General features: G+C 33.0%; 14 protein-coding genes. 13 read left to right on the forward strand and 1 reads right to left on the reverse strand.

Going from position 1 to position 20,154, the window contains the following annotated elements; all coding sequences use genetic code 11:
• Positions 1 to 933: 933 nt before the first annotated feature.
• Genes DK442_RS16060 through DK442_RS16070 form a run of 3 tightly spaced genes read left to right on the forward strand, consistent with a single transcriptional unit; the run spans position 934 to position 2,500 of the window.
• A complete protein-coding gene (locus DK442_RS16060) occupies positions 934 to 1,482 on the forward strand; it encodes an RNA polymerase sigma factor (RefSeq protein WP_109436909.1) in 549 nt (182 codons plus the stop codon).
• A 31-nt stretch (positions 1,483 to 1,513) separates the two neighbouring features.
• Positions 1,514 to 2,044 (forward strand): hypothetical protein, encoded by a 531-nt coding sequence (locus tag DK442_RS16065; protein ID WP_109436910.1) that lies wholly within the window; start codon positions 1,514 to 1,516, stop codon positions 2,042 to 2,044.
• A gap of 9 nt (positions 2,045 to 2,053) precedes the next feature.
• Positions 2,054 to 2,500 carry a hypothetical protein gene (locus DK442_RS16070; RefSeq protein WP_109436911.1) on the forward strand — a complete coding sequence of 149 codons (447 nt, stop codon included), beginning with the start codon at positions 2,054 to 2,056 and terminating at the stop codon, positions 2,498 to 2,500.
• Between the two features lie 51 nt (positions 2,501 to 2,551).
• Here the strand turns inward: DK442_RS16070 and DK442_RS16075 are convergent, their stop codons facing one another.
• The gene (locus tag DK442_RS16075) at positions 2,552 to 3,616 is read right to left on the reverse strand and encodes an oxidoreductase (RefSeq protein WP_109436912.1); all 1,065 of its coding nucleotides are present in this window, start codon (positions 3,614 to 3,616) and stop codon (positions 2,552 to 2,554) included.
• 76 nt (positions 3,617 to 3,692) lie between these two features.
• On the opposite strand from DK442_RS16075, the gene DK442_RS16080 reads away from it, so the two are divergent.
• The 10 genes from DK442_RS16080 to DK442_RS16125 all read left to right on the forward strand — a co-directional run bounded on the left by DK442_RS16080 (position 3,693) and on the right by DK442_RS16125 (position 19,898).
• The gene (locus DK442_RS16080; protein ID WP_109436913.1) at positions 3,693 to 4,907 is read left to right on the forward strand and encodes an RsmB/NOP family class I SAM-dependent RNA methyltransferase; all 1,215 of its coding nucleotides are present in this window, start codon (positions 3,693 to 3,695) and stop codon (positions 4,905 to 4,907) included.
• Between the two features lie 136 nt (positions 4,908 to 5,043).
• Entirely contained in the window at positions 5,044 to 5,337 is a 294-nt protein-coding gene (locus tag DK442_RS16085) for a hypothetical protein (protein WP_109436914.1), read from the forward strand.
• 2 nt (positions 5,338 to 5,339) lie between these two features.
• The gene (locus DK442_RS16090; RefSeq protein ID WP_109436915.1) at positions 5,340 to 5,780 is read left to right on the forward strand and encodes a hypothetical protein; all 441 of its coding nucleotides are present in this window, start codon (positions 5,340 to 5,342) and stop codon (positions 5,778 to 5,780) included.
• A gap of 250 nt (positions 5,781 to 6,030) precedes the next feature.
• Positions 6,031 to 9,717 (forward strand): phosphoribosylformylglycinamidine synthase, encoded by a 3,687-nt coding sequence (gene purL, locus DK442_RS16095; protein ID WP_109436916.1) that lies wholly within the window; start codon positions 6,031 to 6,033, stop codon positions 9,715 to 9,717.
• Positions 9,718 to 10,173: 456 nt separating this feature from the next.
• The gene (locus DK442_RS16100; protein WP_109436917.1) at positions 10,174 to 11,946 is read left to right on the forward strand and encodes a long-chain fatty acid--CoA ligase; all 1,773 of its coding nucleotides are present in this window, start codon (positions 10,174 to 10,176) and stop codon (positions 11,944 to 11,946) included.
• A 193-nt stretch (positions 11,947 to 12,139) separates the two neighbouring features.
• Positions 12,140 to 12,595, forward strand: a complete 456-nt coding sequence (locus DK442_RS16105; protein ID WP_109436918.1) for a MarR family winged helix-turn-helix transcriptional regulator — start codon at positions 12,140 to 12,142, stop codon at positions 12,593 to 12,595.
• 17 nt (positions 12,596 to 12,612) lie between these two features.
• Complete coding sequence (locus DK442_RS16110) at positions 12,613 to 15,018, forward strand: 3-hydroxyacyl-CoA dehydrogenase/enoyl-CoA hydratase family protein (protein ID WP_109436919.1); 2,406 nt, start codon at positions 12,613 to 12,615, stop codon at positions 15,016 to 15,018.
• A gap of 12 nt (positions 15,019 to 15,030) precedes the next feature.
• On the forward strand, positions 15,031 to 16,221 hold the full coding sequence (locus tag DK442_RS16115) for an acetyl-CoA C-acyltransferase (protein ID WP_109436920.1): 1,191 nt from the start codon (positions 15,031 to 15,033) through the stop codon (positions 16,219 to 16,221).
• 30 nt (positions 16,222 to 16,251) lie between these two features.
• Positions 16,252 to 18,063, forward strand: a complete 1,812-nt coding sequence (locus tag DK442_RS16120) for an acyl-CoA dehydrogenase family protein (RefSeq protein WP_109436921.1) — start codon at positions 16,252 to 16,254, stop codon at positions 18,061 to 18,063.
• A 302-nt stretch (positions 18,064 to 18,365) separates the two neighbouring features.
• On the forward strand, positions 18,366 to 19,898 hold the full coding sequence (locus tag DK442_RS16125; RefSeq protein ID WP_109436922.1) for an RICIN domain-containing protein: 1,533 nt from the start codon (positions 18,366 to 18,368) through the stop codon (positions 19,896 to 19,898).
• Positions 19,899 to 20,154 lie beyond the last annotated feature (256 nt).

A 20,154-nucleotide genomic window follows, 5' to 3' on the forward strand; every position in this document is an offset into this window, starting at 1 on the left:
GTAGTTACTTATACATAAAAAAAAAGGGCAAATGAAAAAAGAGTGCTTTCGCACTCTTTCTCTTCACACAAATCATCTTAATTTAGGGGCTTATTCTAAAATTAAAACTCACTTTTATTAAAACTTTCACTTCGGGGGGAATGAAAGAACTAAATCATTATTACACTGTAAAGATACTACTTATTTTTAATTTACCAAATATTTTATGCTTTTTATCTAAAAATAATGCTTTTAAACTTTAAAAAAACTCTAAAATATATTTTATGTAAGAAATATACTACTTATATTAACATTTTTAAAAAGTAATAAAATGAAAAAAGAGTGCTTTCGCACTCTTTCTCTTCACACAAATCATCTTAATTTAGGGGCTTACTCTAAAATTAAAACTCACTTTTATTAAAACTTTCACTTCGGGGGGAATGAAAGAACTAACTCATTATTACACTGTAAAGATACTATTTATTTTTAATTTACCAAACATTTTATGCATTTTGTCTAAAAAAAATGTTTTTTAACTTTTAAAACAAAAATAAAAAATAAAATATTGTAGTATTAATACTACATTTATTAAAACTGTTTCGAAAAGTAATAAAATGAAAAAAGAGTGCTTTCGCACTCTTTCTCTTCACACAAATCATCTTAATTTAGGGGCTTATTCTAAAATTAAAACTCACTTTTATTAAAACTTTCACTTCGGGGGGAATGAAAGAACTAAATTATTATCACACTGTAAAGATAGTCTTTATTTTCAATTCACCAAACAAAAAATGTATTTTATCTATGAAAAATGCAAAAAATAGTAATATTTAACATTAATTCTTACAAATTCCTACAAAAAATAAAGAGTTATTTTATTTTAATACTTGATTAAACCATTTTATTGTACATTAGTCTAATATGATATAGATCCCATAATAAAACTAATTTTATCTTTTGAATACTAAAAAAGAACAAGACCTACTCAATATATTACAATCAGGAAAGGATATTGATAAAGCCTTTAGGGAACTTGTTACTCTATATCAACAAAGACTCTATTGGCACATAAGAAATATGTTGAAAAATCATGATGATACAGATGATGTACTTCAGAATGTCTTTATTAAAGTTTATAAAAACATAAAAAAATTCAATGGTGATAGTAAATTGTATTCTTGGCTATATCGCATTGCAACAAATGAGTCTATCACATTTCTTAATCAAAAAGCCAAAAAATACGCAATTAGCAATGAGGAGTTAAATCAACAATTGATTCAGAACCTCGAGGCTGATGTATATTATGAAGGTGATCAAATACAACTAAAATTACAAAAAGCAATAGCTACTTTACCACAAAAGCAGCAACAGGTTTTTAATATGAAATATTTTCAGGAATTAAAATATAGAGAAATGTCTGAAATTTTAGAAACAAGTGAAGGTGCACTAAAAGCATCATATCACTTAGCCTCTAAAAAAATAGAAGAATTTTTAAAAAATGATTAAACCATTATGTACATCTTAAGTCTAATATATCGTGAAGAAAGATAATCTACATAAAAACAATGGAGGTTTTAAAGTACCCGAAGGTTATTTTGAAGAGTTTGAGCACAAACTTTTTGATAAAATATCTAGACCTACTGATAATGATAATATACTAAGCAGCAAAATAGATTCCGGCTTTACAATTCCCGAAGATTATTTTACTACTTTAGAAGATAATGTAATGAACAATGTAAGTGAGACTCCATCCAAAACCAAAGTGCGTTCATTAATCACTAAACGCAGTATTTTATATTTTTCGGGTATAGCAGCAATGATTGCAATTATTATTTCATTATCTACATATGAGGAGTCTAAATTAAACTTTGACGATATAGAATTAGCAGATATACACCACTATTTTAATGAAGGAAATATCGAATTAAGTACTACTGAAATGATTGCTTTATTAGATGAAGATATTAATTATACAGAAGTATTTGAAGAAGAACTCGCAAACGATGACGAGATATTAGACTATTTATCCGAGGAGGATATTGACGATGAGATTATATTTGTAGAATAAAACATACACATGAAAAAGATATTAATACTTGTTTTTGTAATTTTTGTTTCTTTCAGCTCCCTTGCTCAAAATGGGTCAAGAGAGAGAATGAAAGCATATAAAGTTGCGTATCTGACAGAAAAATTAAACTTGACTAGTAAAGAAGCAGAAAAATTCTGGCCTATTTATAATACTTATGAAGAAACAGTTCATAAGCTTAAACGTCAAGAACGTAAACAATTAAAAGCACTAAGAGAAGCTAGTGATGGACCAGATGGATTAAGTGATCAGCAAGCAGGTGATTTTTTAAATAGTCACATTGAAAATCAGGAAAAAAAATCAAGATTCAGAAAGAAGTTAATTACAGATTTAAAACAAACCATTTCTAATAAAAAAATTATCACCCTTATTAAGGCAGAAGCCGATTTTAACAAACGTATTCTACAAAGAATGCGAGAGCGAAGAAAAAAGGGATAATGTTAATTGCTTTGAATATATAAAAGAGAAAATTTAATGGTTTCTCTTTTTTTATTTAAAAATGATTTTAGCTATTCTACCCTTTCCAGCGACAATTGCTATACTATCGTTTATAAATCTTAGAGTATAAAACCCTTCTTTACTTAGCTCTTTCCAATGTTTTCCATAATCATTTGAAATTGAAATTCCGGTGAATCCAACTGCAGCTATTTCTTTACCGCCTCCATTAGGTACATATCGCACACAACTCTTATAACCAGGTCCTTTGCCTTCTGATAGTAAGCTCCAGGTTTTCCCTCCATCATTAGTAATTGCCTTATTTGCTATATTATCTTTTGGTTTTGTATAGTCTCCACCATAAATGATTCCAACATTTTTATCATAAAAATCTACAGAATACACACCAGAGGTCTGTTTCCCTTCAATAATTGGAGTTGCAAAAACATCCCATGTCTTCCCTTTATCCGGAGAGTAAAATACTCTCGATTTCATACCACCAGAAACGATCCAAGTTTCATCTCCTATTATAGCAATATTACCATTACTAGCTGCAAAAGCTGCTTCACCATCAAAAACCTTAGGAAGATTATCACAAGAAACTTTGCTCCATGTCTCTCCTTCATCTCGTGTTATTAATATTGATAAACAATTAGTAGTTGGATCTCCCATTGCAATCCCTTCTCTTGTATTCCAAAAGGCCATCGCATCATAAAATACTTTATCGTTGGTTTCGCTATATACTATTTTTTCTTCTTTGCTATTAATACTAATTTTTCTGAGTCTTGCCGGAGATCCTATACTCAAACTAAAAAAGGAAGTATTATTAAAACTCACAGCACGTTGCTCTGCAACCCAATTAGGATATTCCTCATTAGAGCCAGTGATTTCAAAATTAATTAAGTCTTTTTCATTAGTTTTTAGGTTGATAAACCCATATCCTTTATTATAACCAAAACCTAATAATGTATCGCTATATATTGCTATTGCTCTTACACTTACAGAATCCCTTAAAAGGTATTCTATTTCTATTTCAGAAAAATCATGAGCTATCACCTTATCTTCTGTATTACAGCAAATAATGGTCAAAACTAATAGCATGATAGTAATTAATCTCATTCTCAATAATTATACTCAAATATAACAGTATTTGATTACAAACATATACCTTTGCAAACCTTAAAAAAATACTACAATGCGTTTACATAGAAACCTTGTCTTTGCTGTTATAGATGGATTACATGAAATATTTAATGAAGGAGCATATGCTGATAAAATTGTACAAAAATTACTAAAGAGAGACAAAAGATGGGGATCTCGTGATCGTAGCTTTGTAGCAGAGACCGTTTATGAAATTGTTAGATGGAAACGTTTATATGCTGAAATTGCAGAAGTAAAAGAACCTTATTCTAGGGAAAACTTATGGCGGATTTTTGCTGTTTGGGCAACATTAAGAGGAATTTCTTTGCCAGACTGGAAACAAATAGCTCCTACTCCTACTCGGCGAATTAAAGGTCGGTTTGATGAATTAAGTAAAATCAGAAAATTTAAAGAATCTATCCCTGACTGGATGGATGAACTAGGTCAAAAAGAATTAGGGCATCTATGGGATAAAGAAATCAATGCTTTAAACCAACAAGCACCGGTTGTTTTAAGAGCGAATACTTTAAAGACAACAAAAGATAAGTTAAGAAGTGCTTTAGAAGATGAAAATATAGATACTGAATTTATCAATGGATATTCTGATGCTCTTAAACTTGTAGAAAGAACTAATGTATTTACTACTGATGCTTTTAAAAATGGAATGTTCGAAGTCCAAGATGCTTCTTCACAATTAGTAGCAGATTTTCTGGATGTTCAACCGGGGCAGCGTGTTGTCGATACTTGTGCTGGTGCCGGAGGTAAAACACTTCATTTGGCCGCATTAATGGAAAATAAGGGTCAGGTAATAGCCATGGATATTTATGGCAATAAGCTTAAGGAATTAAAAAGAAGGGCACGAAGAGCTGGCGCACACAATATAGAACCAAGAGTTATTGAAAGCACAAAAGATATTAAAAAGCTTCATAACAAGGCGGATCGAGTACTTATAGATGCTCCTTGTAGTGGTTTAGGGGTTCTAAGCAGAAACCCTGATGCTAAGTGGAAATTACAACCAGAGTTTTTGGATACAATAAAAAATACACAAGCTGAAATTTTAGAAAGCTACTCTAAAATGGTAAAACCTGGTGGAAAATTAGTGTATGCAACATGTTCAATCTTACCTTCAGAGAATCAAGATCAAGTAAAAAAATTCCTTTCAACAAAAATCGGGGAAAATTTCATGCTTATCAAAGACAAAAAAATACTTTCTCACAAATCTGGTTATGATGGATTTTACATGGCTTTATTAGAAAAAAAAGCTGATTAACTTAAAAATAATTTTCTTTATACATAAAAGCAGTTGATTTCACTGAAAACAAGGTATTGTAAATTATCAAAATAGTTGATTTTTGAATCTGGTATAAAAAATTCCTAAAATATTAACCTTGCAATACTAACTTAAAATGAAAATGATCAATCCCTTAATGATGATATGGATAGCAATTCAATTATTGATTGTCCTATTTACTATCAACTCCCATGAAGATGAAAGTTTAATCATATTTTGGATGACTCTTCCTTTTTTGATATTAAACTGTATCGGAATCATTATTATACTTTTGGGAAAACCAAAAACAGGAAGTACTCTATTCTTAATAGGAAGTATTCTTTTTGTCCCAATAGGATTAATTGGAGTAATGGGTGCCAGAAAAGTATTAAACAAAATAAAAGAAGATAAATTTTTAGAAACACTTTAAATATGGAATCAATAAAAGAATTCACTTTAAGTAAAAAAATGGGGAATCAGTCTTTATATATGGGAGGAGTAGCACTTGCAATGGGTCTGGTTTTATTAGTTTTGGCTGGTAATGGTACATTAATTGGATTTGGAATCTTATTCATGATCATTGGAGCAACAAATAGAAATCTAAAAATAGTAAAGCTTTATCCCCAATATCTGGAAATAAAATTAGGGATAATAGCACCCAAAAAGCTCATGAAATATGACCAAATCACAAGCTTTTCTGTTGTTAAAAAAACTCTTGAACTGCATTACAATACTCAAGAAAACAAATCAAAAAAAGTCAAAATACTGGTCAAAGCTCTAGAAAAAGATGATCTTTTAGAATTAGATAAAGTATTACAAGAAAAAACAGATTTAGAAGCTAGTAATACGTTTATCTTGACAGATGTAGAATAGTAGTTTTATTTGTATTAACCCCTTCATAAAACGTTACTATTATACTACTTAAAAGTTTCTAATCCCAATAGTTAGCAGTATGTGTTGTAGCACTGTTATATCAGCTTCAGGCATCCCGATAACATTTTCAGTTATTTATATTGTTTAAAATTCGGTGAATAACTATACAATTCAACAATAATTTTATGCTAAACTTAAGTTATAAAATAGTAAATTTGCCGCTTGTTCAATACAATACAACAACCTTAAAATGATTCATTTCTTCGGAAACCAAAACGAGAAAGTATTTGCCGTTCAAACAGACAATGAAATCTCCCCTGAAAACATAAAGAAACTCATCTGGTTATTTGGCAACCAACCTCAATTATCTGTGGCGTCTATTGACGCTTTTTTTGTTGGTCCACGTGCCGCAATGATTACTCCCTGGAGTACTAATGCAGTCGAGATCACACAAAATATGGGTATACCTGGAATCATTCGAATAGAAGAATTTCAAAAGGTTATTCAAGATTATACCGATTATGATCCTATGCTCTCTCAAAAGTATAGTAGTCTAAATCAAGATATTTACACTATCGATATTGAACCTGAGCAAATCATCGCTATAGATGATATTGCTGCCTATAATAGTAGTGAAGGTCTTGCCCTTAGCACTGAAGAAATTGAATATCTTGAAGAAGTGAGTAAAAAAATCGGTCGGCAATTAACCGATTCAGAAGTATTTGGTTTTTCTCAGGTAAATTCTGAACATTGTCGTCACAAAATATTCAATGGTACATTTGTTATTGATGGAGAAGAACAACCTACTTCACTTTTTAAACTAATCAAAAAGACTTCAGAAACAAATCCAAATGATATCGTTTCTGCTTATAAAGATAATGTAGCCTTTATAAAAGGTCCTAAAGTCACTCAGTTCGCTCCTAAAACTGCTGACAAACCTGATTTTTATGAAGAAACTGAATTTAATAGTGTCATTTCTATTAAGGCTGAAACTCATAATTTCCCTACGACGGTAGAGCCCTTTAATGGTGCTGCAACCGGATCAGGAGGTGAAATTAGAGATCGACTTGCTGGAGGAAAAGGTTCTTTGCCTCTTGCCGGAACAGCAGTATATATGACTTCATACTCCCGATTAGAGGATAATCGACCTTGGGAGCAAACTATGCAAAAAAGAGATTGGTTATACCAAACTCCTATGGATATCTTAATTAAAGCTTCTAATGGGGCATCAGATTTTGGAAATAAATTTGGGCAACCTCTTATTACAGGATCCGTACTTACTTTTGAGCATGAAGAACACTTCGACAAGCTCACCGTGACAGCTCGTAAACTTGGTTTTGACAAAGTAATAATGCAGGCCGGAGGTATTGGATATGGTAAAGCAGAGCAAGCGATTAAAGAAAAACCAGAAACCGGAGATAAGATCGTTATTCTTGGAGGTGAGAATTATAGAATTGGTATGGGTGGTGCTGCTGTATCCTCTGCAGATACTGGAGAGTTTAGCAGTGGGATCGAATTAAATGCTATCCAACGTTCTAATCCAGAAATGCAAAAACGAGCTGCCAATGCCATAAGAGGTATGGTAGAAAGCGAAGAAAACACAATAGTTTCTATACACGATCATGGCGCTGGAGGCCATCTTAATTGCCTTTCTGAACTTGTAGAAGAAACCGGAGGAAAAATCGACCTAGATAAATTACCAGTGGGAGATCCAACTTTATCCTCAAAAGAACTTATTGGAAATGAATCTCAAGAAAGAATGGGATTGGTTATTGCCAAAAAAGATATAGATACTTTACAACGAATTGCAGAAAGAGAACGTTCTCCAATGTACCAGGTAGGAGATGTAACCGGTGATAATCGTTTTACTTTTCAGTCTAAAACAAAAGGCGATACACCAATGGATTTAGCATTAGAGGATATGTTTGGGAGTTCTCCCAAAACTATTATGAATGACGTTTCTATTGATCGTAATTATAATGACATTTCCTATACTGTAAATGATTTTGAAAACTATCTGGAGCAAGTACTACAATTAGAAGCTGTTGCATGTAAAGATTGGTTAACAAATAAGGTAGATCGTTGTGTGGGTGGTAAAGTTGCAAAACAACAATGTGCAGGACCTCTTCAATTACCATTAAATAATTGCGGAGTAATGGCTTTGGATTATAATGGTAAAGAAGGTATTGCAACTAGTATTGGTCACTCCCCTATTTCGGGTTTAATTGATCCAGAAGCAGGCAGCAAAAATTCAATAGCAGAAGCCTTAACTAATATTATATGGGCTCCACTTAAGGATGGTTTACACTCTGTTTCCTTATCTGCAAACTGGATGTGGCCTTGTAAGAATGAAGGAGAAGATGCGAGATTATATAAAGCAGTAAAAGCAATTTCAGAATTCTCTATTGATTTAGGAATTAATGTTCCTACAGGTAAGGATTCATTATCCATGAAGCAAAAGTATCCAAATGAAGAAGTGATTGCTCCTGGTACCGTAGTTATATCTGCAGCAGCTAATTGTAATAACATCAATAAGGTTATTGAACCTGTTTTTCAAAAAAACGGAGGAAGTATTTATTATATAAACCTTTCTAATGATACACATAAACTAGGAGGTTCTTCATTTGCACAAATCATGAATAAAATAGGATCTGAAGCTCCTAACGTGAAAGATGCTAAAGATTTTAAAAATACCTTTAATACAATACAAAAATTAATTCGAGAAGATAAAATTGTAGCAGGTCATGATATAGCGTCTGGCGGATTCATTACTACATTATTAGAATTGTGTTTTGCTGATAATGATCTTGGTGCGACTATTGATTTATCTGCGATTGATGAATCTGACTCCGTAAAACTATTGTTTTCAGAAAACGCCGGAATTGTATTTCAAGCAAATTCTGATGTAGATATCGATACTATTCTATCAGAACGTGATATTCAGTTTTTTAACATCGGAAAAGTTATAGAGAAACCTTCTCTACAAATAAAAAATCAAAATGATTCTTTTGACCTCAATATTGAAGAACTTAGAAATACATGGTATAAAACCTCTTTTTTACTAGATCAAAAGCAAACTGATAAGAATCTGGCTCAGGATAGATTCAAGAATTTTGCAAACCAACCTTTAAACTATACATTTCCAAAACATTTTACAGGAAAAAAACCAGTTATTGACACTTCTAAAAAAAGACCTAAAGCAGCAATTATTAGAGAAAAAGGAAGTAATTCTGAACGAGAAATGGCTAATGCAATGTATTTGGCTGGTTTTGATGTCAAAGATGTGCATATGACCGATTTGATTTCTGGACGAGAAACCCTTGAAGATATTCAGTTTATAGGTGCCGTTGGAGGTTTTTCAAATAGTGATGTTTTAGGATCTGCCAAAGGATGGGCTGGTGCTTTCTTATATAATGAAAAAGCAAATACTGCCTTAAAAAACTTTTTTGCAAGAGAAGATACCTTATCTGTTGGGATTTGTAATGGTTGCCAATTATTTATGGAACTAGAGGTAATCAACCCAGAACATGAGGTACATGGTAAATTAGTTCATAATGATTCTCAGAAACACGAAAGTGGTTTTACTTCTGTAAAAATACAAGAGAATAACTCTATAATGCTATCTTCTTTGGCTGGAAGTACACTTGGAGTTTGGATTTCACATGGAGAAGGAAAATTTAATTTACCATTATCAGAAGACCAGTATAACATCGTTGCCAAATACGGATATGATAATTATCCCGCAAATCCAAATGGTTCTGATTACAATGTAGCAATGATGACAGATAAAACTGGACGTCATTTAGTAATGATGCCGCACATCGAGCGTTCTACTTTTCAATGGAATTGGGCATACTACCCCAAAGAAAGACAGGATGAAATATCCCCATGGATTGAAGCCTTTGTAAATGCCAGAAAATGGTTGGATAAAAAATAAAATTTATATCTACTATATAGACATTATTGAAATATTATGTAATATCTGGAATAAAAAACGGTCTTTTAATTACATAAACATAGCTAGCCTATGAATTTATTGTTCTAAAAAGTATACATAACCCAAACTTTTTTATTTTGAAGTTATGTTAAAAAAGAGATCGTTTTAATCCAATAAACTCAAAGGTTAGTTAATTTAACAGTTAAATATATCAACAAAAACAATAAAATATTAAGGAGTTATCAAATTAAAGCTCCTTTTTTTATATATTAGAGTTGCGTATTATCAGATTTTTTATAATTTGCAAAACTATGCACGCATAATAATTTTTTGAAGTTTACAAATGTTAGTTATCTAAACAGATTTACCTATAAATTTAGTAACTTATCATTTTAAAAAATAAATATAAAAAGACAAGGACTTCAAAGGTTATTAAGAAATATTATAAAACAACGTATGACAACAATTACTAGACTATTTGATTTCCCACATTACCAATTAAAAAAATTTAATTTAGATAAGGCTTTAGTAACCAAATATGATGGAGAATGGATTTCTATTTCCACCAAAGAATATGTAGAAAAAGCTAACCAGATTAGTCGAGGCCTCTTACGATTAGGAGTTAAACCTAATGATAAAGTGGCAATCATTTCTTCTAACAACAGAACAGAGTGGAATATCACTGATATAGGTGTCCTTCAAATAGGCGCTCAGGATGTGCCTATTTATCCCACTATTTCTCAAGAAGATTATGAATATGTTTTAAATCATTCTGAGGCAACATACTGTTTTGTATCAGATGAAGAAGTATTCCAAAAAGTTAAAAATATTCATACTAATGTTCCATCATTAAAAGAGGTATATTCTTTTAATGACATAGCTGGTTGTAAAAGCTGGAATGAAGTTTTAGAGTTGGGTAAAGATGATAGCAATCAAGAAGAAGTAGAAAAAATAATGGCTTCTATATCAGAAAATGATCTTGCTACATTAATATATACATCAGGAACAACAGGAAGACCCAAAGGCGTAATGTTAAGTCATAAAAACATAGTAAGTAATGCATTAAATTCAGGAACTCGTTTTCCTATACCAGCTGGAGAAGCAAAAGCTTTAAGCTTTTTACCTGTTTGTCATATTTATGAAAGAATGCTGATGTATTTATATCAGTACCTTGGAGTAACCATCTATTTTGCAGAATCTCTCGAAACAATTAGTGATAACCTTAAAGAAGTTAAACCTGATGTAATGACAGCAGTTCCTAGACTGCTCGAAAAAGTATATGACAAGATTATTGCAAAAGGAGCTGATTTAACTGGTATTAAAAAGAAATTATTTTTCTGGGCTGTTGAGTTAGGTTTAAAATATGAGCCTTATGGAGCTAATGGTTGGCTTTATGAAAGGAAATTAGGAATTGCTAAAAAGTTAATATTTAGCAAATGGCAAGAAGCTCTTGGAGGTAATTTAAAAGTAATTGCTTCTGGTAGTGCTGCGTTACAACCAAGACTGGCAAGAGTATTTAACGCTGCTGGACTTACAGTAATGGAAGGATATGGTCTTACAGAAACTTCCCCTGTAGTATCTGTAAATGATCTCAGAGAAGGTGGTTTTAAAATCGGCACGGTCGGAAGGATGATCCCTGATACCGAAGTTAAGATTGCAGAAGATGGTGAGATTTTAATTAAAGGTCCTCAAGTCATGCAAGGATATTATAAAGACGAGGAAAAAACAAATGAAGTATTAAAAGATGGATATTTCCACACTGGTGATATTGGAGAAGTTGACAGTGATGGCTTTTTAAAAATTACCGATCGTAAAAAAGAAATGTTCAAAACTTCTGGAGGAAAATATGTTGCCCCTCAATTAATCGAAAATGCAATGAAACAATCTCGTTTTATTGAACAGATTATGGTTATTGGTGAAGGAGAAAAAATGCCTGGCGCTTTTATACAACCTAATTTCGAATTTTTAAAAGACTGGGCAGAACGCAAAGGCTTACAAATAGGCACTACTGTTCAAGAAATGATCAGCAATCAAAAAGTAATTGATCGTTATCAAGAAGAAGTAGATGAGCATAATGAAAGATTTGGAAAATGGGAACGAGTAAAAAAATTCGAACTTACTCCTGAAGAATGGAGTATTGATGCAGGTCACCTTACTCCTACTATGAAATTAAGAAGAAAAATAATTAAAGAAAAATATCAAGATTTATATTCTAAAATTTATGGCTAATTCAATTGACTGATTACAAAAAAATTGTATAATAGTTTAACTGTTAATCAGTAGACTCCTCATTTTATGGGGAGTTTTTTTATTAATTCAATAGAAAAACGTAAATTACTTCATCTTTTCTTAAATTTTTACCATATTTATTATGCACGCATAATAAATTTTCTTACCTTTACATTCACAATAATTTTTTTAAATGAGAGAAAAGACAATTGATTATGCACTTAGAGCCACCTGGATGGCAGTTGCTAAGATGTATAATGAAGAGGCTGGTAAAAAAGGTAGTACAATGGCTACCGGATTTGCTTTGCTAAGCATAGATCCAGAAAGTGGTACTCCTTCTACCTCATTAGGCCCCAAAATGGGAATGGAAGCCACAAGTCTATCACGTACATTAAAAACCATGGAAGAAAAAGGGTTGATTTTTAGAAAGAAGAATCCCCAGGACGGCAGAGGTGTATTGATATACTTAACTCCATTTGGTGTAGAAATGAGAAATTTTTCTAAAGAAGTAGTTTTTGCCTTTGATAGTACTGTTAGAAAACATGTACCTCAGGAAAAACTAGATATCTTCTTAGAAGTATTTCAAATCATAAATGACCTCATATCATCTAAAAAAATTTACTCAAAACAAGAATCTATAACACCTTAACAACTCGAAGTTAAAAAATGAAAAGAATCATTAAAAAAGTTGCAGTTGTCGGCTCAGGAATTATGGGATCCGGTATTGCATGCCATTTCGCTAATATTGGTGTCGAAGTGCTATTATTAGACATTGTTCCTAGAGAACTAAACGAAAAGGAAAAAGCAAAAGGTCTTACCCTTGAAAACAAAGTGGTGCGTAATCGATTAGTAAATGATTCGCTTACTGCTGCTCTTAAATCCAAACCTTCTCCCATCTATCATCAAAAATTTGCAAGTCGTATCACTACAGGAAATCTTGAAGATGATATCGCAAAAGTTGCTGATGTAGACTGGATCATAGAAGTTGTTGTTGAAAGATTAGATATCAAAAAATCAGTTTTTGAAAATCTAGAAAAATACAGAACACCAGGAACATTAATTACATCTAATACTTCTGGTATTCCTATCAAATTTATGAACGAAGGAAGAAGTGAAGATTTCCAAAAACATTTTTGTGGAACACACTTCTTTAACCCTGCTCGTTACTTAAAATTATTCGAAATTATTCCTGGTCCAAACACTTCTTCAGAAGTTTTGGATTTTCTTAATGGATACGGAGAACAATATTTAGGAAAAACTTCTGTAGTTGCAAAGGATACACCTGCATTTATAGGAAATAGAATAGGAATCTTTAGTATCATGAGTTTGTTCCATATGGTAAAAGAAATGGGACTAACAATAGAAGAGGTTGATAAACTTTCTGGCCCCGTAATTGGCCGCCCAAAATCTGCTACATTTCGTACCGTAGATGTCGTTGGTTTAGATACTTTAGTTCATGTAGCTAATGGTATTGCCGATAACTGTTCTGATGATGAGCGTTTAGAACTTTTTAAACTTCCAGATTTCATCAATACTATGATGGAAAACAAATGGTTAGGAAGTAAAACAGGACAAGGATTCTATAAGAAACATGTAGCTGCTGATGGTAAAAAAGAGATCCTTTCTTTAGATTTAGATACTTTAGAATACAGAACAAAGAAAAGAGCTTCTTTTGCTACTTTAGAGATGACAAAAACTATAGATAAAGTAGTTGATCGTTTCAAAGTTTTAGTTGCTGGTAAAGATAAAGCCGGTGAGTTTTACCGTAAAACCTTATCTGCCCTATTTGCATATGTCTCAAACAGAATTCCAGAAATAACTGATGAGCTATATAAGATTGATGATGCTATGAAAGCTGGTTTTGGTTGGGAACATGGTCCTTTCCAAATCTGGGATGCTATTGGAGTAGAAAAAGGAATCGAAATTATGAAAGCCGAAGGCTTAGAACCAGCCGCGTGGGTTAATGATATGATTGCTTCGGGAAATACTTCTTTTTACACAGTAAAAGAAGGAGCAACTCATTCATATGATATTCCGAAAAAAGAACAAACAAAAGTTCCGGGACAAGATGCCTTTATTATTCTTGATAATATTCGTAAATCCAATGAGGTTTTCAAGAATAGCGGTGTTGTAGTAGAAGATCTTGGAGATGGGATTCTTAATTTAGAATTTCAAAGTAAAATGAATACTATTGGTGGTGATGTCCTTGCCGGATTAAACAAAGCTATCGATATTGCTGAAAAAGATTTCCAGGGATTAGTAGTAGGTAATCAAGCTGCGAACTTCTCTGTTGGAGCAAATATCGGAATGATTTTTATGATGGCTGTAGAACAGGAATATGATGAGTTAAATATGGCCATCAAATACTTCCAGGATTCTATGATGCGTATGCGTTACTCTGCTATTCCTACAATCGCTGCACCACATGGTATGGCTTTAGGTGGTGGTTGTGAAATTTCACTTCATGCCGATAAAGTAGTTGCTGCGGCAGAAACATATATGGGATTAGTAGAATTTGGTGTTGGTGTAATCCCTGGTGGTGGTGGATCCAAAGAAATGGCATTAAGAGCTGCTGATACCTTCAAAAAAGATGATATCGAACTTAATGTATTGCAAGAACATTTTTTAACTATAGGTATGGCCAAAGTATCAACATCGGCATATGAAGCATTTGATACCAACTTACTGCAAAAAGGAAAAGATATTGTTGTTGTAAATAAAGATCGTCAGATTGCAACTGCAAAAGCTCATGCAAAACTAATTGCAGAACAAGGATATACGCAACCTGTACGTCGTAAAGACATTAAAGTTTTAGGAAAACAGGCACTTGGAATGTTCTTAGTAGGTACTGATTCTATGGAAGCCAGTAAATATATTTCTGAGCATGATCATAAAATAGCAAATAAACTAGGATATGTAATGGCCGGTGGAGATTTATCAGAACCAACATTGGTTACAGAACAATACTTATTGGATCTAGAACGTGAAGCTTTCTTATCACTTTGTACAGAACGTAAAACTCTTGAGCGTATCGAGCATATGCTTAAGAAAGGAAAACCTCTAAGAAACTAGAAAAAGAAAAAAATGAAAACAGCATATATAGTAAAAGCATATAGAACAGCCGTTGGGAAAGCGCCTCGCGGAGTGTTTAGATTTAAAAGAACCGATGAATTGGCAGCCGAGACCATCGAGCACATGATGAAGGAGCTTCCTAATCTCGATAAATCTCGTATTGACGATGTGATTGTTGGTAATGCAATGCCAGAAGGATCTCAAGGACTTAATATGGCTCGTTTAATCTCACTTATGGGATTAAACTCTGTTGATGTTCCAGGAGTAACAGTAAATAGATTTTGTTCTTCAGGAATAGAAACTATCGGTATCGCAACTGCAAAAATACAGGCCGGAATGGCAGATTGTATTATTGCAGGAGGTGCAGAAAGTATGAGTTCTGTACCTATGACAGGATATAAAACAGAACTCAATTATGATTTAGCAAAATCCGGACATGAAGATTACTATTGGGGAATGGGAAATACTGCAGAAGCAGTTGCTCATCAATTCAAAGTATCTCGTGAAGATCAGGATGAATTTGCATACAATTCTCATATGAAGGCCTTAAAAGCCCAAGCAGAAGGCCGTTTTCAGGATCAAATTGTTCCTATAAATGTAGAACAGGTTTATGTGGATGAGAACGGAAAGAAAGCTACAAAATCATATGTAGTAAATAAAGATGAAGGTCCTCGTGCCGGAACCAGTAAAGAAGTGCTTGGTAAACTTAGACCTGTATTCGAAGCTGGCGGAAGTGTTACCGCAGGAAACTCCTCTCAAATGAGTGATGGTGCAGCTTTTGTTTTGGTGATGAGCGAAGAAATGGTAAAAGAGTTAAACCTTGAACCTATTGCAAGACTTGTTAATTATGCTGCCGCAGGTGTCGAACCTAGAATTATGGGTATTGGACCAGTAAAAGCTATTCCAAAAGCATTAAAACAGGCTGGATTAAAACAAGATGATGTAGAACTAATCGAACTTAACGAAGCTTTTGCATCTCAATCTCTTGCAGTGATGAGAGAATTAGGTCTTAATCAAGATATAGTAAATGTTAATGGAGGCGCAATTGCATTAGGACATCCACTTGGATGTACTGGAGCAAAGCTTTCTGTTCAGTTATTTGATGAGATGCGTAAGCGCGATATGAAAGGTAAATATGGTATGGTTACTATGTGTGTAGGTACCGGACAAGGTGCTGCTGGTATTTTTGAATTTTTAAACTAAAAACGAGCTAAGAAAAAATAATATAAAACAATGAGTGCAGAAACTGTAAATAAAGATATTCTTAGAGGAGGGCAATTCCTTGTCAAAGAAACTAAATGTGAAGATGTATTTACTCCAGAAGATTTTTCTGAGGAGCAAAGAATGATGCGTGATAGCGCAAAAGAATTTGTTGACCGTGAGCTATGGGCACACTGGGAACGATTCGAATCTAAAGATTATGCGTATACAGAAGCTTGTATGAAGAAAGCTGGAGAACTTGGCCTTCTTGGTGTTGCGGTTCCCGAAGCTTACGATGGACTAGGAATGGGATTTGTCTCTACAATGCTAGTATGTGATTATATTTCTGGAGCTACCGGTTCATTTAGTACCGCTTTTGGAGCTCACACTGGTATTGGTACTATGCCAATCTCATTGTATGGTAATGAGGAACAAAAGAAAAAATATGTTTCTAAACTAGCTACAGGTGAATGGATGGGAGCATATTGTTTAACAGAACCTGGTGCTGGATCAGATGCAAATTCTGGAAAAACCAAAGCGGTCCTGTCTGATGATGGAAAACATTATTTGATCTCTGGTCAGAAAATGTGGATCTCTAATGCAGGATTCTGTAATGTAATGATCGTTTTTGCTCGTATTGAAGATGATAAAAATATTACAGGGTTTATCGTAGAGAATGATCCATCTAATGGAATCTCTATGGCCGATGAAGAGAAAAAATTAGGAATTCATTCTTCTTCTACCCGTCAGGTATTTTTTAGCAATACCAAAGTACCTGTAGAAAATATGCTATCAGAAAGAGGTAATGGATTTAAGATTGCAATGAACGCGCTAAATGTTGGTCGTATCAAATTAGCAGCTGCTTGTCTTGATGCACAACGTAGAGTAATCGGAGAAGCAACCAAATATGCTAATGAGCGTATTCAGTTTAAAACTCCAATTATGAATTTTGGAGCAATTAAATCTAAAATTGCAGAAATGGCTACTAACACTTACGCAGATGAATCTGCAAGTTATAGAGCTGCAAAAAATATTGAAGATAGAATTGCTATCCGTCAAGCGGAAGGAAATTCTCATCAGGAAGCAGAACTTAAAGGTGTTGAGGAATATGCTATTGAATGTTCTATTCTTAAAGTTGCTGTATCTGAAGATGTACAAAGTTGTACTGATGAAGGTGTACAAATTTTTGGTGGAATGGGGTTCTCTGCAGATACTCCAATGGAATCTGCTTGGAGAGATGCTCGTATTTCTAGAATCTACGAAGGAACAAATGAGATCAATAGAATGCTAGCTGTAGGAATGTTAGTTAAGAAAGCAATGAAAGGACATGTTGATCTTCTTGGACCTGCAATGAAAGTTGCTGATGAACTTACTGGTATTCCGTCTTTTGATACTCCAGATTACTCTGTATTATTTTCAGAAGAAAAAGAAATTCTTGCAAAACTTAAGAAAGTATTCTTAATGGTTGCTGGTTCTGCAGTACAAAAATTTGGACCTCAATTAGAAGAACATCAACAATTATTAATGGCTGCTTCGGATATATTAATTGAGATTTATATGGCTGAATCTGCGATCCTACGTACAGAGAAAAATGCAAAACGTTTTGGAGAAGAAGCTCAGGAAACTCAGATAGCTATGTCTCAATTGTATTTATACAATGCTGTAGACATTGCAATCAAAAAAGGAAAAGAAGCCATTGTTTCATTTGCAGAAGGAGATGAGCAGCGAATGATGCTTATGGGACTTAAGCGTTTCACTAAGTATGCTAATCAACCAAATGTGGTTGCTTTAAGAACAAAAATCGCTGATAAAATTGCTCAAGAAAATGGATATTTTCTTGGGTAACCCTATAGAACTGCCCGCTCTAAGGCATTAAACTGGAGAGTTGTTTAATTTTGATTTAAAAACCGTCTTTTTATTGGGTAAAAAGACGGTTTCTTTTTATCCAATTATAATTTGATACAATTTCAAATTAAGAAAAAACTATCTTTTAGATATAGTCTTTTTTCTCTACACTCGATAATATTCTATTATCTACTAGACTATATATAGACAATTAGAAATACAACCACAAAGAGGGTCTTTATATAAAATTTTAATATATAAATTTATAATATCACAAAAATTTATTCTTAAAACCAATAATCATGAAAAACAATCTTATCGCAAGTATTAGCTTGCTATTGGCATGCTTTTTTGGATATGCGCAACCAACCGCTCCTTCAGGAAAAAAATGGCAAAAAGTAGACAACCTCTCTGATGAATTCAACGGTAATTTTGATAACAATAAATGGCAAAAAGTGCTGTGGGATTATACCAACACTCCGACTAAGATGATCGAAGAAAATTCTGGAGTATCTCAAGGAAACTTATGGATTAAAGCTACATTGGGTCCTGAACCTTTATGGTTTCAAAGTTCTAGAATCTATTCTAAAGCTCAAATCAAATTTCCAATGTACACTGAAAGCAGGATGATAACTGCTCACCTATCGGCTTATAATACTTTTTGGCTAAATAATGGAGATATCAATAATAGAGATGAAATTGATATTGTTGAAAACAATTCAAGGCCTAGTTGCGGATGTCAGCCAAATTTTCCGTGGCAAATGAATTCTCAATATTTTCAGGTAATTAATGGAAATACAGAAAGAAATAAAGGAAATTTTGACAATAGAAATTTATCTCCTAATAATCCTAAAAAAGGAGTACGATGGAACGAAGAGTATCACATAGTAGGTATGTGGTGGAAAGACGCTAATAATGTACAATTTTATCTTGATGGAGAACCTGCCGGAAGTGTAAAAACCAATAGACCGTTAACTAGAAATCTAAATCTTATTTGGGATTTGTGGACTGATGACGAAAATTTTCTTGGTGGCGTAGCGGTTAAAAGTCATTTAAATGACAATACCATTAACACCATGAAAGTCGATTGGGTACACACATATAAACTGGTAAATGATAATGATGGTGGCAATACCGATAATTCCTATGTCATTAAGTCGGTAAAATCTAATAAATGGATTTCACCTATCAATGGAACCTCTAATAACGGTGCAAAAGTTGTAAATCATCAAAACGGAACTGGAAACGCAAGAAAATGGACATTTGTAGATAAAGGTGATGGATACTCTGAAATCAAAAATATCAGGTCTGGTAGATGTTTAGCTGTTGCTGGAGGTAATCCTGCAAACGGGACTAAAATTATACAATGGGACTGTAAAGGATACCAAGATCAGCAATGGAAAAGGGTTGATCGTGGAAATGGGCTATTTGCTTTTCAAAATAGAAAAACCGGTAAATGTATAGATTTACCGGCAGGAAATATTGCCCATAATGTACAGTTCCAACAATGGGATTGTGGTGCATCTAACCAAAATCAACGTTTTTGGATTTTAAGTCCTGGTAAATTATCTTCTCATGATATAGGGTTTGAATCAAACGAATCAGCCTCTTTAGGCTCATTTACTTTTCCTAACCCAACTAAAGGAACGTTAAACATTCCTAAACTACCCAAAGGCATTCATCGTTTGAAAGTAATCGACATGTATGGTAAAGTTTTACTAGAACATAAAGTTAAATCTGGTGGAGATGATGTTATACTAAATGTTGGTAGTTTAACCCCTGGAATGTATACCTTATTAATTGATGACGAATCTATAAAATTTTTAAAAGAATAAAACTAAATAATACAAAACCGAAGAATAATTCAACTTAACTTAGAAACCGTCTTTTTGTAAAGTAAAAAGACGGTTTCTTTTTTTATCAAAATGTGGTTTATATAAAAAACCACTAAAATGCTATACATTATATTCATTTATTAGCTTTTAAAAATCAAATTTATATTAAACGAATTCTAATACAAACAAAACGAATACTAAAAGAGTCATTATTCTTATAAATGTACTAATTACATTTATATAATTAAAAATAAAA

Origin of the sequence: Aquimarina sp. AU119 (assembly GCF_900312735.1) — a bacterium.
In the GTDB taxonomy this organism is placed as follows: Bacteria; Bacteroidota; Bacteroidia; order Flavobacteriales; family Flavobacteriaceae; genus Aquimarina; species Aquimarina algiphila.

What these genes read in the sequence shown, in the direction of transcription:
- DK442_RS16120 (WP_109436921.1), top strand. Translation starts at nt 16,252, where the DNA reads ATGAGTGCAGAAACTGTAAATAAAGATATTCTTAGAGGAGGGCAATTC.
- DK442_RS16070 (WP_109436911.1), top strand. Translation starts at nt 2,054, where the DNA reads ATGAAAAAGATATTAATACTTGTTTTTGTAATTTTTGTTTCTTTCAGC.
- DK442_RS16075 (WP_109436912.1), bottom strand. Translation starts at nt 3,616, where the DNA reads ATGAGATTAATTACTATCATGCTATTAGTTTTGACCATTATTTGCTGT.
- DK442_RS16115 (WP_109436920.1), top strand. Translation starts at nt 15,031, where the DNA reads ATGAAAACAGCATATATAGTAAAAGCATATAGAACAGCCGTTGGGAAA.
- DK442_RS16085 (WP_109436914.1), top strand. Translation starts at nt 5,044, where the DNA reads ATGAAAATGATCAATCCCTTAATGATGATATGGATAGCAATTCAATTA.
- DK442_RS16125 (WP_109436922.1), top strand. Translation starts at nt 18,366, where the DNA reads ATGAAAAACAATCTTATCGCAAGTATTAGCTTGCTATTGGCATGCTTT.
- purL (WP_109436916.1), top strand. Translation starts at nt 6,031, where the DNA reads ATGATTCATTTCTTCGGAAACCAAAACGAGAAAGTATTTGCCGTTCAA.
- DK442_RS16080 (WP_109436913.1), top strand. Translation starts at nt 3,693, where the DNA reads ATGCGTTTACATAGAAACCTTGTCTTTGCTGTTATAGATGGATTACAT.
- DK442_RS16105 (WP_109436918.1), top strand. Translation starts at nt 12,140, where the DNA reads ATGAGAGAAAAGACAATTGATTATGCACTTAGAGCCACCTGGATGGCA.
- DK442_RS16100 (WP_109436917.1), top strand. Translation starts at nt 10,174, where the DNA reads ATGACAACAATTACTAGACTATTTGATTTCCCACATTACCAATTAAAA.
- DK442_RS16110 (WP_109436919.1), top strand. Translation starts at nt 12,613, where the DNA reads ATGAAAAGAATCATTAAAAAAGTTGCAGTTGTCGGCTCAGGAATTATG.
- DK442_RS16090 (WP_109436915.1), top strand. Translation starts at nt 5,340, where the DNA reads ATGGAATCAATAAAAGAATTCACTTTAAGTAAAAAAATGGGGAATCAG.